This is a genomic window from Mitsuaria sp. BK037, from assembly GCF_014193045.1.
Classification (GTDB): domain Bacteria; phylum Pseudomonadota; class Gammaproteobacteria; order Burkholderiales; family Burkholderiaceae_C; genus Roseateles.
Genome location: NZ_JACHYS010000001.1, coordinates 1899489 through 1913639, shown reverse-complemented (window position 1 = coordinate 1913639; position 14151 = coordinate 1899489). Strand labels below are relative to the sequence as shown.

Sequence of the window (14151 nt, the reverse complement as noted above, 5' to 3'; positions counted from 1 at the left end):
TCGAGGTCCGTGAAGGGTGGGGCGGTTACGGGGCGATGAAGGGGCGTCGAGGGGCGTCGTTGGCGGCGCGTCAGCCGCCGATCAGCACGGTCGGCAGGCCGAGCGCGACGTTGCCGCCGTGCGCGGTGGCATCGCCGACGCGCGCCGCCGGCCGGCCACCGATGAGCACCGTGGTGGAGCCCATCACGATCGCGTCGGGCGGGCCGACGCAGGTCGCGTTGTCACCCTGCACCGCGGCGGGCAGCAGGCCGATCAGCACGGTGGGCACGCCCGGGCCGATGACCGGTCCGCCGACATGCGGCACCGGCGGCAGCCCCGGCGTGACCATGGGGCAGACATGCAGGTCGGTGAGTCGGGCGGCGGGGGGCATGGTGGCTCCTTGCTCAATTGATCATGACCATCGCGCCCTTGACCACGGTCTGGCCCGAGGCCGAGAGCTCCGCGGCGGCGTTGCCCTTGGCGGTGAAGCCGATCCGGGCCTCGCAGTTGACGTTCAGGCCGGTGGCCTGGACGTCGGCCTGCGAGCTGATGCTCACCGCGCCGACCGCGTCCAGCGCGATGCGGCCCTGCGCGGTGACGGTGATGTCCTTGGGGCTGTCCAGCGCGATGCCGCCGGGCTTGAGCTCGACGGTGTTGCCGTTCTGGTCCTCGAGCCGGATGGACTTGTCCTTGTCGCTGAGCACGATGCGGTTGTTGGCCGGCGTGGCGACGGTGATGACCTGGTCCTTCTCGTCGAACTCGAGCTTGTGGCCGCAGCGCGTGACGAAGGCCTTGGTGTCGTTGGGCGTGGCCAGCGCGTAGGGCGGCGTGCGGCCGCTGCTGTAGAGGCTGCCCAGCACGACCGGGTGCGAGGGATCGCCGGCGAAGTAGCCCAGCACCACCTCGTCGCCGACCTCGGGCAGGAAGAAGGCGCCGAAGCCGCTGCTGGCGTGGCCCTGCAGCAGCCGGGCCCAGACGCCCTCGGTCTCGGCCTGCAGCACCGGCACCTTGACCTGGATGCGGGGCTCGCCGGTGGGGTCGCCGTCGAGCTTGAGCACCACGCCGACCTGCAGGCCGGGCACCGGCGGCAGCAGGCCTGCCGCCGGCTGCGCCGGCACGTCGGGCCGCGCGCTGAACCAGTCGGGATCGAGGCCGAACTCGGCCTCGGTGGTCCAGGCGCCGTCCTCGATGTGGTGGCGCAGCCCGGTGACGAAGACAGTGCCGCTGAAGCGGGCGCCGACGCCCTGCAGCGCGATCAGCCCGCCGACGCGCGCCTTGGCGCTGCCCTGGAACTTCAGGTGGCCGCGCATCCGCGCCAGGCCGGACTTGACCTGCTGCGCCTTCGCCCACTGGGTCAGCATGTCCTTGGACTGCGGCGCGCCGGCCTGCAGCCGGAAGCTCTCCAGGCCGATGACGGCCGACAGCGTCGTACTGTCCAGGTCGCCCTGCGCGGGCAGCGTGGCGGGATCGGCGGCGCTGCCTTCGAGCGCGGCCTGCGCCTTCGGGTCCCAGGAGACCGCCATCGCGCTGCCGTACTGGTGGCGCGCGTCGACGTCGCCCTCGAAGTCGATCAGGTCCATGCCGTAGGTGACCGCCAGGGCCGGTTCGCCCTCGGCCGCGGGCGCGGTCACCGCCAGCGCGCCGTCGGTGGCGATCACCAGCAGGCCGTTGGCGTCGGCCCGCGTCAGCAGGAAGTCCCAGTCGCTGCAGAAGTGCTGGACCAGCTCCGGATGGGTGACGGTGGTGGCGTCGACCTGCGCCGACAGCCCGTGCGCGCCGGCCAGCGTGCTCATGATGTCGCTGTCGAGCTGGTCGATGTAGTTGGCGTTGCGGCGGCCGATGGTCATCTTCACCGCCGCGTCGCGGCAGTCCACGACCAGGCGAGCGTCGTTGTCGCCCTGCACGCGCAGTCCGTGGCGCACGACCAGGCCTTCGAAGATCGTGTCCTCCTGCTGGCCGTAGCCGGCCCGGATCGTCAGCCGGGCGCCGGGCTTGAAGTGCGCGGAGTCGCTGAGCGGGAAGTCGCGGTCCGGCATGTCGCCGTCGTTGAACACCAGCCGCGCCGACGGCACGGTGTTGGCCGCGCGCCGGATGGTCACCGACATCAGGTCGGCGCTGGCCTCCAGCCGCTGCCCGTTGGCGAGCACGGCCAGGGTGACGACGCCGACGGTGTCCTGGTTGGGGGAGACGCCGGGCATGTCACTTCTCCATCGGCGGGAACCGCAGCACGGTGCCCGGCGGGATGTTGCGGAAGTCGGTCAGGCCGTTGAAGCGGGCGACCTTCATGAAGACCGAGGGATCGCCGTAGATGCGCTCGCAGACCTGGCCGATCGATTCGTTGCCGTACATCCGCACGGTGCGCGTCTGCTCGGAGGTGCTGGCGCGCTGGGTGACGCGGCGCTCCTCCTCCTTGCTCATCGCGCCGACGAAGCTCAGGTCCACCTTGGCCCGCAGCGGGTCGCCGCCGGGCTTGAACAGGGTGTACTGCGCCTTCAGCGATTCCAGCCGGCCGAAGAAGATCAGCGTGCCCCACAGCACCCGCACGTAGGGCGGCTCGCTGCGCAGGTCCACGTATTCGTAGACCACCTTGCTCAGCTGCGCCAGCTGGCCCTTCACGTCGGGTGGCTGGCCGGGCACCGGCGGCACGACGCCGGTGCCGTCCAGCACGATGTTGAAGGCCACGCGCTCGTCGTCCATCGTGCTGAACTTGGGCTCGACGCCGGACGAGCCCTGCGCCTTGGTCTTGTCGTAGCGGATGCCGAAGCTGTGGCTGAACTCGGCCGGGTTGATCTGCGCCTGGAAGCTGGTGGCCTTGTCCAGCTGGACCGTGCCGGTGCGGCTCAGGCTGTAGCGGGTGAGCAGCAGCCGGGTGAGCTCGGTGGAGGCGCCGTCGGCGCCGCCGCCCGAGGCGGAGGGGGAGGAGGACGAGGCCGGCATCTCAGCGCTCCCGCTGAGCGTGGAGCCGGTCGGCCAGCCAGGCGCGGCATTCGGCCAGCAGCTGCTCGCGCAGCCGCAGCAGCTCGCGCTGCGCCAGGGCGGGCGCCGGCGGGGCCGGCGCGGGCGTCACCTGGGAGCGGATCAGCAGTTGTCTCACTTCGATGCTCATGCTCGTCGTCCTCGGTCCTGGTCCTCTGTGACGCTCACACCAGCCGGCTCGATCCCGCGTAGGCCAGCTCGATGCGCTCGATGGCGACCTCGTTGCGGGTGGCCTGGAAGGCCTCGACCGACCACTTCACCGGATACGCGTTGCTCACCGCCCAGACCCGCAGCGGGGCGCCATCGCCGTCGAGCAGGAAGACATGCAGCTGCTGCGTCGCGATGGGCTGCGCGAAGCCGCCCTCCAGCACCGCCTGGCACCACAGCAGCAGCCGCGACTCCATCGTCGCGATGCCGCGCGAGAGCACCAGCTTGGGATGCTTCGCCGCCTTGGGCAGCAGGTGCACGAAGGCGTTCTGGCCGCCTTCGACCACCGTCTCGGTCTCCAGCTCCGGGCCCAGCCCGGTGACCTCGCGGAAGGCGCCGTCGCGGTCCTTCGCGTTGGACCCGAAGGTCACCGCGAAGTGGAAGGCCGGCGGCGGATACAGCAGCTGCGCCCGCAGCGCGTCCGGTGCCCGGGCCGGGCCCGGGGCCGGGGCCGACGCCGACGCGGAACGTGTCACGGGCGGCGGCATCAGGCGTTGGCGATGGTGAGGCCTTCGTGCGCGATGACGATGGTCTCGATCGCCACCTCGTTGCCGGTGGACTTCAGGTCGGTGCTGGTGATCTTGGTCGGCCAGGCGTTGGCCAGGGTCCAGACCATGGTCGGCTTGCCGGCCTCGTCCAGGAGACTGATGGTCACCGGCTTGCGCTTGATGGTGTTCATCTTGATCTCGTTGAACCAGTCCCAGAACTTGTTGTCGCCCTTGAAGACGCCCTTCTTCATCGTGACGTCGCTGTACTTCTTCATGCCCGGCATCTTGAGCACCGAGAACGCGGGGCTGTCCCCGTGCCGGTACTCGATGGGCTGCGCTTCCACGTCCAGGCCGGACACTTCCTGGAAGGACATCACCGCCGAGTCCCACTTCACTTCGAAGCGGAACTTGGGGAGCGGCCACACCGTGGTCGATTGCGCTGATCCGTCGTCTGCCATTGGCTGCCTCCGCGAGGGTTATGGATGGAAATCGGGGTCGTAGGTCGGGACGCCGGCCGCGGGCCGGGCCGGCCTCACGACTTCTGCATCTGCTGCTGGAAGGTGATCTCGATGAACTCGGCCGGGCGGCTGATGGCCACCAGCACGGTCACGCGCAGGACGCCTTCGAGGATGTCCTCGGGCGTCATCGTCTCGCCCAGGCCGACGTGCACGCTGAAGGCGTCGTCAGGGACCGCGCCGGCCAGGCCGCCGCGCTTCCAGATGCCGGTGAGGAAGCTGGCGATCATGCTTTTGATGGTCACCCAGGTGTTGGCCACGTTGGGCTCGAAGACCATCGCCTTGGCCGCCAGGCGGCAGGATTCCTCCAGCATGATCATCGTGCGGCGCACGTTGATGTAGCGCCAGTCCAGGCTGTTGCCGTCCAGCGTGCGGGCGCCCCAGACGAGCACGCCCTCGCCGATGAAGGAGCGGATCGCGTTGATCGACTTGCCCTGCGTGGTGACGTTCAGGTCCTCCTGGTCCTCGTGCGAGATCGACACCTGCGGCGACACCACGCCGTTGAGGCTGACGTTGGCCGGCGCCTTCCAGACGCCGCGGCTGTTGTCGACCATGGTGTAGACGCCGGCCATCGCGGCCGAGGGCGGCAGCAGGTTGAGCCGGTTGCGCGCCTCGGTCATCACCGCGTTGTAGAGCGGGCTCATCGACACCAGGCTCTTGTGCAGCAGCGATTTGTGCGTCTCCACCGCGACCGCCAGCGCGGCCGGCGTGAGCGCCTTCTGCTTTTCCTCGTCGGTCTTGGTCGAGGCGTTGACCAGGCCGGTGACGTACTGGGTCCAGTCGTCGTCGGTCTTGAGGATGTCGGCCACCGCCTGGGCCTGCTGCGCGATGCGCGGCGGCGTGGTTTTGGGATCGACGTTCTCGGGCAGCGACAGCTCGGCGCGCAGCAGCGTGGCCAGCAGCGCGGGATTGGCGATGCGGGTGTAGTCCAGGTCCTTGTCCTGGACCACCGTGGTGTTGACCCACGGGTAGTAGGCCGCGGCGAAGTCCAGGTAGTTGACGCCCAGGTCGTTGCGGAAGGCCTCGACCGGATCGCCGGCCGGATCCTTGCGGTCCAGGTAGCCGCCCCAGACATCCAGGATCGCGATGCGGTTGCGCATCTTGCCGCCGCAGTGCTGGAGCATCGCCTGCTGCACCGAGACGCAGTCGGCGCGCGGCAGCAGCACCGCGTCGGGGATGACCAGCATCGTCGGTTCCTGTTCCTTGATCAGGGCCTCGATGCCGCCGGCCAGCGCCGGCGCCTCGACCTGGCCGCCGTAGCCGCCCACCGACACGATGTAGCAGGGGCCGCCGCCGTTCTGGAAGAAGTGCACCATCGCGCGGTACAGCAGGAAGCGGCCGCCGTCGGCGCCGTCGGCCTGTGTCAGCGCGTAGTCCTTGCCGTCGGCGCGGAAGTCGGACGGGGCGGGGGCAGGCGCCTCGGTGATGGTCAGGCGCGGATCGGGCCCGTGGCCGAAGTAGGTGTGGTACTCCGCCATGGAGCTGATGCGCCATGGCTTGTTGAGCAGCGACTTGCCGCCGTTCTCGGCGCGGCGCGTGTAGCCGACGAAGGCCGGCACCGCGGTGGCCACCTCGACGATCGAGTTGGGAAACGCATTCTTCTCGACGATATAGACACCGGGTGTCTTCATAGCCATGGCGGCCTCCTCTGCGGGTTATCGATGCACGTGGATCTCGGAGACGATCGTCGGTTGGCCGTCGATCGTTTCGCGGGCGAGCAGTTGCGCCGCCGCGGTGGGCAGGCGGCGGATCAGCACCTTGGGACTGCCGGCGCCGTCGGGACGGCTGCGCAGCTGGAAACGTCGCGGCGAGCGCTGGGCCAGCGGCAACCGGACGCGGGAACGGATGGCCAGCATCGGCGTGCCGTTGTCCAGGCGGTCCGGGGCGGGCGCGCTGAACTCGGTCTCGCCGGCCAGGTCGACGACGGCGAGCGCCGGTTCCGGCCAGTCGCCGAACAGGCAGTACTTCCAGACGGTGGCGCGCGGCGCCAGCGGCCAGCGGAGCTGCACTGGCCATGCGGTGGCGTTGTCGGCCGGGCCATGCGCCGGCAGGCTGGGCAGCGGCAGGTGCAGCAGCGCGAAGGGCGGCAGCCAGCGGTCACCCGGCGCGAGCAGCGCCGTCACCTCGGGCGCGTCCAGCGCCCTGGGCGAGGCGACGAGCGTCGCGTCGTCGTCGCCGGACGCTCCCGGCGCCGCGGGCGCGACCCACAGCAGCTCGCGCGGCCGGTCGGCGGGGTCCTCGGTGCCGCAGGCGAAGTCGTCGTCGGTCGCATGCACCAGCCAGTCCAGCGCGGCCTCGCCGTTGTCGGGATCGGTGTCGGCGCGCAGCCGCTCGACCGCCTCGGCCGGGCCGTGCACGAGCAGCGTGCCGCCGTCCGCCCGCACCAGCGCGTCGGCGCGGCGCAGCCGCTCGGCGGTCGTGCCGGCGGGGACGAAGCGCAGGCCGCGGCAGCGTCCATCGGCGTAGTAGCCGTGCTCGACGTCGATGCGCAGCAGGGGAAGGTAGGGGCCCATGAGGTGCTCCTTCGCGGTCAGCCGTGGGCCCCGACGCCCACGCCCGGCGTGCGCACCGACGGCAGTTGGGCATCGGACTGGCGGGCGTCGATGGTGAGCAGGCGCACCCGGTACAGCACCGAGGGCAGGTAGCGTCCGCCGAGCACGCCCCACAGCGTCGCCATCTCGTTCAGGTTCAGCGGCTCGATGGACAACGTGAGCTTGTCCAGGCGCGGATCCATGCCGGGCGAGTTCTGCGTGTCCAGCACCGGCGTGGCCTGGAAGCAGGCGATGGTGCTGGCGATGAGCTTGAGCGCTTCCGGGTAGGTGGTGCCGCCGTAGTTGGCGGCGAACATCACCAGCAGGTTCAGTTGCACCGGCGGGGCGGAGCGGGCCAGGCGCTCGCCGCTGCCCAGCGCCTGGGCCGGCAGGCTGGCGACCGGGTCGCGCTCCAGGTTCACCAGGAAGGCCGCGAGCCGGTGCGAGGCGCCGGCCGCCGGTCCGCCGTCGGCCTCGTGCAGCGCGGTCACCGCGACCAGGTCCTCCGCCGACTGGTGCGAGCGGCGCAGCACGGCGTTGAGGTGGCCGGCGAGGTGGAGGAGGACGGCGTCGATCATGGTGGGGGCCGAGGGCGGGTGGGAGGTTCGGACGCCGGGAGGCGCCGGAGGGTCGATGGGATGAACGATAGGAGCGCGCCCCGCCGCGGCCCATCCGGCGGATGCGGATGTTGGCCGTCGCGATTGCCGAGATCCGCCTCGGTGTTGCGCATGTCGATGCGGGCGCGGCTGTCAAGCTGTCAACCCTGCCGGGGCGCAGGGGCTGACGCGCGCGGCCGGCGCTCCTAGACTCCGCGCCATCACACGCCCGCAGAGGCGTGTCGCAGGGAGCAATCACCATGGACAGGAGCAGCGGCGGGGGCTCGGTGCCCGAGATGCCCGCGATGCCAGCGTTGGCCGCGCCATCGCGGCCGAAGGTCGCCGGTGCGGACGGATCGGTCGCCGGCGGCGTGCTTGCCGCCGCGCCGCGCGAGTTCCTGCTCGGCGACTGGCGCGTGGAGGTACGGACCCGGCGGCTGAGCCGCGGCGACGAGACCGTGGTGCTGGAGCCGCGGCCGATGGCGGTGCTGGTCGCGCTGTGCCGCCAGCCCGGCGAGGTGGTGTCCGCCGAGGCGCTGCTGCAGGACTGCTGGCCCGAGGCGACCACGCTGGGCGACAACCCGGTGCACAAGGTGGTGGCCGGCCTGCGCCGCGCGCTGGGCGACAGCGCCGCGACGCCGCGTTACCTGGAGACCATCCGCAAGGAGGGCTACCGCGTGGTGGCGCCCCTGGGCGTGCTGTCGGCGCAGGGGCCGCGCAGCCATGCCGGCGGCTGGCGCGGGCAGTCGCCGTTCCGCGGCCTGGAGCCGTTCGACGCCGCGCATGCGAGCGTGTTCTTCGGCCGCGACGAGGCCGTCGCCGCGCTGCATGCGCGTTTGACGCGGCAATGGCGGCTGGGTCATCCGCTGGTGGTGCTGCTGGGGCCGAGCGGCTCGGGCAAGACCTCGCTGGTGCAGGCGGGACTGGTGCCGGCGCTGGCGCGCCCGCCTGTCGACGAAGGCCGCGGCAATGGGGGCGGCGATGTGGACGGCGACGTCCCCCGCCTGCGCGTCTGCGCCGCGGCCAGCGTCGACCTGGGCGCGCTGGGCGGCCTCGACGCCTGGGCGGGCCTGGCCGGCGCGATGCTGGATTGGGACTGCCAGGGCGTGCCGCTGCTGTCCGGCCACAGCATCGACACGCTGTCGGTGGCGCTGCGCGAGGCGCCGGAGGAGGTGCTGCGCCAGCTCGCGATCGGCCTGGACGCGACGCGCGCGCTGCGCGGCGGCGCCGAGGCGCCGCCGCTGCTGGTGCTGGACCGGCTCGAGGCCCTGCTGCAGGAGGACGACGCGCGCACCGCGGCCTGGTTCGACGCGCTGGAGCGGCTGGTGCGCAGCGCGCGGCTGGTGGTGCTGGCGGTCTGCCGCAACGACTTCTACCCGGCGATGGCGCGGCGGCCGCTGCTGATGCGCGGCAAGGAGAGCGGCGCCCACCTCGACCTGGCGCCGCCCGCCGCGTCGGCGATCGCGCAGATGATCCGGCTGCCGGCGCGGGCCGCCGGGCTGAGCTATGGCGCCGACGCGAGCGGGCTGAACCGGCTCGACGACCGGCTCTGCGCCGACGCGATGCAGGCGCCGGACGCGCTGCCGCTGCTGCAGTACACGCTGCAGCAGCTCTACCTGCACCGGGCGCCGGGCGAGGTGCTGGCCTGGTCGGCCTACGAGGACCTGGGCGGCCTGGAGGGCGCGATCGGCCGCCGCGCGGAGGCGCTGCTGGGCGAGCTGCCGGCGGACCAGCAGGAGGCGCTGCCCCGGCTGCTGCCGCGGCTGGTGGCGCTGGCCGGCGAGGAAGCGTCGCCGACCGGCCGCTGGGTCGCCGCGGCGGAGTTGAGCGACGCGCCCGAGCGCGCGTTGGTCGCCGCCTTCGTCGAGGCCCGGCTGCTGGTGGCGGACCACGCGGGCGGCGTCAACGGCTACCGCGTCGCCCACGAGGCGCTGCTGCGGCGCTGGCCGCGGGTCACCGCCTGGGTGGCGCAGCACCGCGCCGCGCTGGCGGCGCGCGACGAGTTGCGCCCCTGGGTCGCGCGCTGGCGCGAGGCAGGGCAGGCCAGCGCGCTGCTGCTGCCGCGCGGCACGACGCTGTGGAACGCCGCGCGCATCCTGGCCGAGGCGCCCGGGCTGCTCGGCGACGAGGCCCGCGACTTCATCGCGCGCTCGCAGCGCCGGCTGCGCCTGCGACGCTGGGGGCTGGGCGCGGCCAGCGCTGGCGCCTTCCTGCTGGCGGCGGTCGCGGGCGTGGCGGCGATCGGTTATGCGCGGCAGGCCGAGGTCGCCGCGGAGCGCGAGCGCCAGAGCCGGCAACTGGCGTCCTTCATGCTCGGCGAGCTGGCGGACGGCCTGCGGCCGATCGGCAAGCTGGACCTGCTGGGGCGCATCGGCGAGCAGGGCCTGCGGCTGCTCGGTCCGGCCGAGGGCGGCGAGACGGAGGCCGAACTGGCGACCGCGGCGACCGCCGCGACCGTGGCCAATGGCGCCGACACGCTGGGACGCGCGAAGGCGCTGGTGGTGATCGGCGAGGTCAACAGCAGCCGCGGCAAGGGTCGCACCGACATCGCCATCGACGCGCTGAACGCGGCGCTGCGCCTGCTGGCGCCGCTCGAGCCGCTGGAGCGCGTGCCGGGCGTCAGCGCCGGCGACTACTACCGCACCCTCGGCGCGGCCTCGTTCTGGCTGGGCCAGATCGCCTTCGACGCCGGCGACTTCGACGCGGCGGCGCGGGCAATGGACCGCTACCGCGTCGCCAGCGAGCGCTGGCGGCAGCAGGCGCCCGAGGACGCGACCGCGCAGGGGGAACTGGGCTACGCGCTCAACAGCCTGGGCTCGATCGCGTTCCGGCGCGGGGCCTGGGAGGACGCGCAGCGCTGGTTCCAGGCCTCGCTGGCGCTCAAGCTCGAGGCGCTGGCCCGTTCGCCCGCGGACGCCGACCTGCGCGACGGCGTGGCCACCTCGCGGACCTGGCTCGGCCTGGTGGCGCATGTGCGGGGTCGGCCGATCGAGGCCCTGGCGGCGCTGGACGCCGCGCGCGCGGAGCGCCTGGCGCAGGCGGCCGCCCACCCCGACGAGCAGCTGCGCCTGCGCGACCTGGGCACGCTGGAGCTGCGCCGCGCAGAGGCGCTGCGCGCGGCGGGGCGTCTCGGCGAGGCGGCGGCGACGATGGCCGAGGGCGTCGCGCGGCTGCGCCAGGCCGAGCGGCACGATCCGGAGAACCGCTACTGGCGCGCCGACCGCCAGCACGCCGAGGGCAGCCTGCTGCTGGCGCGTCTGGACGCCGGTCAGGCCGTCGACGCGGCGCTGGCAGCCTTGCGCGATCAACTGGCCGGTGAGCTGGCCACCGCCGGCAGCGATCCGGCGCGGGACTTCCTGCGGCGCGAGGCCCTCATGCGGGTCGCGCTGGCCGAGGCCGGGACCGCCGCGCGCGCCGGCGACTGGGCTGGCGTGCGCACGCGGCTGGCAGCCACCGAGGAGGCGATGGCGACGCTGCTGCGTCTGCGGCCGCATCACTGGCAGAACCATGAACTGCAGGCGCGCCGGGCGCTGCTGGGCCTGCGGGCCGATGCGGCCGGCGCGGCGCCCGATCGCGCGCGCTGCGCGCGGCAACGCGACCAGATCCAGCCGGCGGTCGACGCCGGGCAGGCCGGGCTGGTGCTCGAGGCCTGGCTGGCCTTGCGCGCCTGCGCGAGTCCGCAGGCGCCGGACGACGGCTGGACCCGGCGGCTGACGGCGGACGGCTATGTGCCGGCCCACGCGGCCCTTTTCGCTGATGTCCCAACTCCCTCCCTGAAAGGAAGGCGACCCTCATGAACGACCTCACTGCCGCTGCGCTCGCGCGCGCCGACGCCGAAGAATCGACGCTGTACTTCGTCGTGCCCCTGATCGGGCCGGCCGACAACGTGATTCCCTGCGCCTACTTCAATGCGCGCTGGGAGCGCATCCCGAGCCCCAAGCCGCTGGATACCGTCAACACCAACGCGATCATGTTCGCGCAGCAGTCCGTGGGGCTGTCGCCGGACGTGCTCGCTCAACTGGGCAACAGCAAGCCGGACACCAGCGTGACGCTGTTCGTCGCGGTGGCCAAGACCCTGGAGAAGCCGAGCGGGCTGCCCAACACCTTCGTCGCGACCGGCCTGGACCAGGCGACCACGGTCACCGTGCCGGTCGGGCCGGGCACGCGACGCGGCGTGGTGCTGGTGTTCCGCCGCCCGGCCTCCGGCAACGCGCAGACGCTGATCGCGACCTCCGATCCGGAGATCCGCAACGGCAGCAGCAGCGACGACTGATCGTCGCGCGGCCATCAGCGCAGGGGCGCCGCGCCAGGCCGCGATGGCGACGACGACGACGACGGGGCATCGGCGCTCCACCGGGCATCCCAGCGCTGCATGTGGGCCAGCGCGTTCTCGATCGGCGTCGCGCTGACCCGCCCAGCGCCGAGGAAGGGCCGGTCCATCGCCACGACGACAGGCAAGACCAGGCCCGGCACCAGCGCCAGCACCACGATCGCGCCGCGGCTGCAGGCGCTGACCGGCAGCGCCGCCACCGGCGCGAGCGTCAGCAGCGAGCTGGCCAGCACCACCGCCCACAGCGTCGCGGGCACCTGGTCGCGGGCGGCCATCAGCCGCGCGCGGCGCTGGCTCAGCAGCTCGTTGGCCTGGGTCCAGATCTGCGCGAGGAGGGCGCCCTCCGACGCCGCCGCGGGATGCAGGTCGCCCAGCGTGCGGTAGAGGTCGTCGAAGGCATCCAGCGTCGGCAGGCTGGCCTGGTCGCGCTGCATCGCGATCCATTCCTTGCCGACCACGCTGCGGCCGTAGCCGCGCAGCCGCTCGCGGGCCAGGCGCGACTCGGGTGTGCCGTAGACCGCCAGCGAGCGCGCCAGTTGCGCCATCGCCGTGGCCTCGCGCTCGACCGCCTGTTCAGCGGCGCTGAAGGCGTCCCGGACCGACAACGCCGAGACCGCCAGCAGCAGCACGTTGACCGTCACGATCACGGCCAGCGACGCGAGCGCGACGCGGTGGTCGGTCGCGGTGGCCCGTTCGCGCCAGCGGCGCGGGAACAGCGCCTGCGCGCCCAGCCCGATCGCCATCCAGGCCAGCACCAGCGCGCCGCCCAGGACCCAGGCCGGCCACGCGTGGACGATCAGCGGCATGACCCGGCTCCCTGGGGCGCGCCGTCGCTCAGGCCCTCGCCCAGCGCATAGCGGGTGATGCCGGCGACGCCGCGCACGCCCAGCTTGCGGGTGACGTTCTCGCGGTGGGTGGCGACCGTCTTCGCGCTGAGCTTGAGGCGGTCGGCGATCTCCTGCGTGCTCAGGTCCTCGGCGAAGAGCTGGGCGATCTCGCGCTCGCGCGCGGTCAGCGCGGGACCGGCCGGCGCGGACGCGGCGCCGTCGGGCAGGCGCTGGCGCGTGCGGATCTCGTCGACCAGGCCGCCCATCAGGCCCGGGCTGAGGTAGATGCGGCCGGCGGCCACGTCGCGCACCGCGCGCAGCAGTTCCTCGCTGGACGCGTCCTTGAGCACGTAGCCGGAAGCGCCGGCCTGCAGCGCGGTGACCACGCTGCGCTGGTCGCCGTGCATCGACAGGCAGATCACCTGCACCGCCGCATGCTGCGCGCGCACGCGCCGCGTCGCCTCCAGGCCGTTGAGGCCGGGCATGGCGATGTCGGTGATCAGCAGGTCCGGTTGCAGGTGGCGCACGAGCTTGACGGCGGCGGCGCCGTCCTCGGCCAGGCCGACGACGTCCAGCGCCGCATCGCGGGACAGGAGCGCGCGCAGGCCTTCGCGCACGAGTTGGTGGTCATCGGCCAGGACGATGCGCAGGGGCATGGGAGTCTCCTCGATGAATGGGGAAGGGAGGGGATGGGATGGCGACGGGGCGCGGGCGGTCGCAGGCGCGCGCCTCGATCGCTTCACTTGGGCGCGAGCGGCAGCAGCAGCGTGGCGCTGGTGCCGCGGCCCGGCTCGGAGCGCAGCACCAGCGCGCCGCCCATCGCCTGCAGCTGCGCGCGAGCGCCGCCCAGGCCGAGGCCGTGGCCATCGGCGGCTCCGCGCCAGTCGTCCTCGCTGGCTTGCTCCGGACGGTGAGCGCCGCGCGGCGCGGCCGGCAGGCCGCGACCGTCGTCCCGCACCCGCACGCTCAACCAGCCTTGCCGGATCTTGGGCGTGATCTCGATCCGCGTCGCCCGGGCGTGCTTCTGCACGTTCAGGCAGAGCTCGCGCACGACCCGGCAGGCGGCGGCGCGCTGCGCATCCGGCACCTCGACGGTGTCGGCCGCCGACAGCGCGCGGCCGTCGATGCGCACCTCCAGGGTGCCGCGCAGGCCCAGCTCCACCGCCACCGCTTCCAGCGCCGTCGGCAGGTCGCCGTGCCAGTCCGGCGGCGCTAGTGCGAAGGCCAGCGTCCGCACCGTCTCGGACAGCTCGCCGAGCAACTCGCCGAAGCGCGTCGCCGGGTGCGCCGGCGCGGTGTCACGGCCGCCGAGGCCGCGGACGGCGCCCGAGGCCGCGTCCGCGTGGGAGCCGGCGTCCGAGCCCGAGCCCGAGTCCGAGTCCGAGCCGGAACTCGCATCGGCACCGACTCCGTCCGCTTGTGTCCTGCGCCAGTCGCCCAGGGCCAGGCGCAGGCGGACGATCAGTCCGCCGACCTGGTCATGCAGCAGCTGGGCCATGCGCTCGCGCTCGCGGCGCTCGGCCTCGGCGTGGGCTTCGGCGAGCGTGGTCTGCAGCCGGGTGAGGCGCTGCAGCCGGTGCTCGGCGGCCAGCCGGGCGGGCAAGCCGCCCTGGCGGGGCCGGCCCGCGGGGGGCGAGGCCGGGGGTGGAGGGCAACGGTGCGGGGTGAGGTTCATGGGAGCTCCCTGTGCGCCATGGCGGCG

Annotated in this window: 14 protein-coding genes; 2 read left to right on the top strand and 12 right to left on the bottom strand. The window is 73.2% G+C overall.

What is annotated here, in order from left to right; all coding sequences use genetic code 11:
- Nucleotides 1–70 precede the first annotated feature (70 nt).
- The 9 genes from FHT37_RS07835 to FHT37_RS07795 form a co-directional block, all read right to left on the bottom strand.
- On the bottom strand, nucleotides 71–370 hold the full coding sequence (locus FHT37_RS07835; RefSeq protein ID WP_099864373.1) for a PAAR domain-containing protein: 300 nt from the start codon (nucleotides 368–370) through the stop codon (nucleotides 71–73).
- A 13-nt stretch (nucleotides 371–383) separates the two neighbouring features.
- A complete protein-coding gene (gene vgrG, locus FHT37_RS07830; protein WP_183480002.1) occupies nucleotides 384–2177 on the bottom strand; it encodes a type VI secretion system tip protein VgrG in 1794 nt (597 codons plus the stop codon).
- Nucleotide 2178: 1 nt separating this feature from the next.
- A complete protein-coding gene (locus FHT37_RS07825) occupies nucleotides 2179–2916 on the bottom strand; it encodes a peptidoglycan-binding protein (RefSeq protein WP_183480000.1) in 738 nt (245 codons plus the stop codon).
- A gap of 1 nt (nucleotide 2917) precedes the next feature.
- Nucleotides 2918–3085 (bottom strand): DUF5908 family protein, encoded by a 168-nt coding sequence (locus FHT37_RS07820; protein ID WP_183479998.1) that lies wholly within the window; start codon nucleotides 3083–3085, stop codon nucleotides 2918–2920.
- Nucleotides 3086–3119: 34 nt separating this feature from the next.
- Nucleotides 3120–3638 carry a phage tail protein gene (locus FHT37_RS07815; RefSeq protein ID WP_255512067.1) on the bottom strand — a complete coding sequence of 173 codons (519 nt, stop codon included), beginning with the start codon at nucleotides 3636–3638 and terminating at the stop codon, nucleotides 3120–3122.
- A gap of 11 nt (nucleotides 3639–3649) precedes the next feature.
- Complete coding sequence (locus FHT37_RS07810) at nucleotides 3650–4075, bottom strand: phage tail protein (RefSeq protein ID WP_233218237.1); 426 nt, start codon at nucleotides 4073–4075, stop codon at nucleotides 3650–3652.
- A gap of 107 nt (nucleotides 4076–4182) precedes the next feature.
- Nucleotides 4183–5802: a phage tail sheath C-terminal domain-containing protein gene (locus FHT37_RS07805; RefSeq protein ID WP_091734224.1), complete on the bottom strand. Its 1620-nt coding sequence runs from the start codon at nucleotides 5800–5802 to the stop codon at nucleotides 4183–4185.
- Nucleotides 5803–5820: 18 nt separating this feature from the next.
- Complete coding sequence (locus FHT37_RS07800) at nucleotides 5821–6678, bottom strand: hypothetical protein (RefSeq protein WP_183479996.1); 858 nt, start codon at nucleotides 6676–6678, stop codon at nucleotides 5821–5823.
- Nucleotides 6679–6695: 17 nt separating this feature from the next.
- The gene (locus FHT37_RS07795) at nucleotides 6696–7274 is read right to left on the bottom strand and encodes a DUF4255 domain-containing protein (protein WP_183479994.1); all 579 of its coding nucleotides are present in this window, start codon (nucleotides 7272–7274) and stop codon (nucleotides 6696–6698) included.
- Nucleotides 7275–7552: 278 nt separating this feature from the next.
- On the opposite strand from FHT37_RS07795, the gene FHT37_RS07790 reads away from it, so the two are divergent.
- Both FHT37_RS07790 and FHT37_RS07785 read left to right on the top strand, forming a co-directional pair.
- The gene (locus FHT37_RS07790; RefSeq protein ID WP_183479992.1) at nucleotides 7553–11089 is read left to right on the top strand and encodes a winged helix-turn-helix domain-containing protein; all 3537 of its coding nucleotides are present in this window, start codon (nucleotides 7553–7555) and stop codon (nucleotides 11087–11089) included.
- The gene (locus FHT37_RS07785) at nucleotides 11086–11565 is read left to right on the top strand and encodes a hypothetical protein (protein WP_183479983.1); all 480 of its coding nucleotides are present in this window, start codon (nucleotides 11086–11088) and stop codon (nucleotides 11563–11565) included. Before FHT37_RS07790 ends, FHT37_RS07785 begins: the two co-directional genes overlap by 4 nt.
- Nucleotides 11566–11579: 14 nt before the next feature.
- On the opposite strand, the gene FHT37_RS07780 is transcribed toward FHT37_RS07785, so the two are convergent.
- The 3 genes from FHT37_RS07780 to FHT37_RS07770 all read right to left on the bottom strand — a co-directional run bounded on the left by FHT37_RS07780 (nucleotide 11580) and on the right by FHT37_RS07770 (nucleotide 14124).
- Nucleotides 11580–12428, bottom strand: a complete 849-nt coding sequence (locus tag FHT37_RS07780; protein ID WP_183479981.1) for a DUF4239 domain-containing protein — start codon at nucleotides 12426–12428, stop codon at nucleotides 11580–11582.
- Nucleotides 12419–13105: a response regulator transcription factor gene (locus tag FHT37_RS07775; protein WP_091734214.1), complete on the bottom strand. Its 687-nt coding sequence runs from the start codon at nucleotides 13103–13105 to the stop codon at nucleotides 12419–12421. The genes FHT37_RS07780 and FHT37_RS07775 overlap by 10 nt, the downstream gene beginning before the upstream one ends.
- Nucleotides 13106–13188: 83 nt before the next feature.
- Nucleotides 13189–14124: a sensor histidine kinase gene (locus tag FHT37_RS07770; RefSeq protein WP_091734212.1), complete on the bottom strand. Its 936-nt coding sequence runs from the start codon at nucleotides 14122–14124 to the stop codon at nucleotides 13189–13191.
- Nucleotides 14125–14151: the final 27 nt, after the last annotated feature.

Excerpts from the sequence above, each read along its gene's own strand:
- FHT37_RS07835 (WP_099864373.1), bottom strand. The coding sequence starts at position 370 with ATGCCCCCCGCCGCCCGACTCACCGACCTGCATGTCTGCCCCATGGTC.
- vgrG (WP_183480002.1), bottom strand. The coding sequence starts at position 2,177 with ATGCCCGGCGTCTCCCCCAACCAGGACACCGTCGGCGTCGTCACCCTG.
- FHT37_RS07825 (WP_183480000.1), bottom strand. The coding sequence starts at position 2,916 with ATGCCGGCCTCGTCCTCCTCCCCCTCCGCCTCGGGCGGCGGCGCCGAC.
- FHT37_RS07820 (WP_183479998.1), bottom strand. The coding sequence starts at position 3,085 with ATGAGCATCGAAGTGAGACAACTGCTGATCCGCTCCCAGGTGACGCCC.
- FHT37_RS07805 (WP_091734224.1), bottom strand. The coding sequence starts at position 5,802 with ATGGCTATGAAGACACCCGGTGTCTATATCGTCGAGAAGAATGCGTTT.
- FHT37_RS07800 (WP_183479996.1), bottom strand. The coding sequence starts at position 6,678 with ATGGGCCCCTACCTTCCCCTGCTGCGCATCGACGTCGAGCACGGCTAC.
- FHT37_RS07795 (WP_183479994.1), bottom strand. The coding sequence starts at position 7,274 with ATGATCGACGCCGTCCTCCTCCACCTCGCCGGCCACCTCAACGCCGTG.
- FHT37_RS07790 (WP_183479992.1), top strand. The coding sequence starts at position 7,553 with ATGGACAGGAGCAGCGGCGGGGGCTCGGTGCCCGAGATGCCCGCGATG.
- FHT37_RS07785 (WP_183479983.1), top strand. The coding sequence starts at position 11,086 with ATGAACGACCTCACTGCCGCTGCGCTCGCGCGCGCCGACGCCGAAGAA.
- FHT37_RS07780 (WP_183479981.1), bottom strand. The coding sequence starts at position 12,428 with ATGCCGCTGATCGTCCACGCGTGGCCGGCCTGGGTCCTGGGCGGCGCG.
- FHT37_RS07775 (WP_091734214.1), bottom strand. The coding sequence starts at position 13,105 with ATGCCCCTGCGCATCGTCCTGGCCGATGACCACCAACTCGTGCGCGAA.
- FHT37_RS07770 (WP_091734212.1), bottom strand. The coding sequence starts at position 14,124 with ATGAACCTCACCCCGCACCGTTGCCCTCCACCCCCGGCCTCGCCCCCC.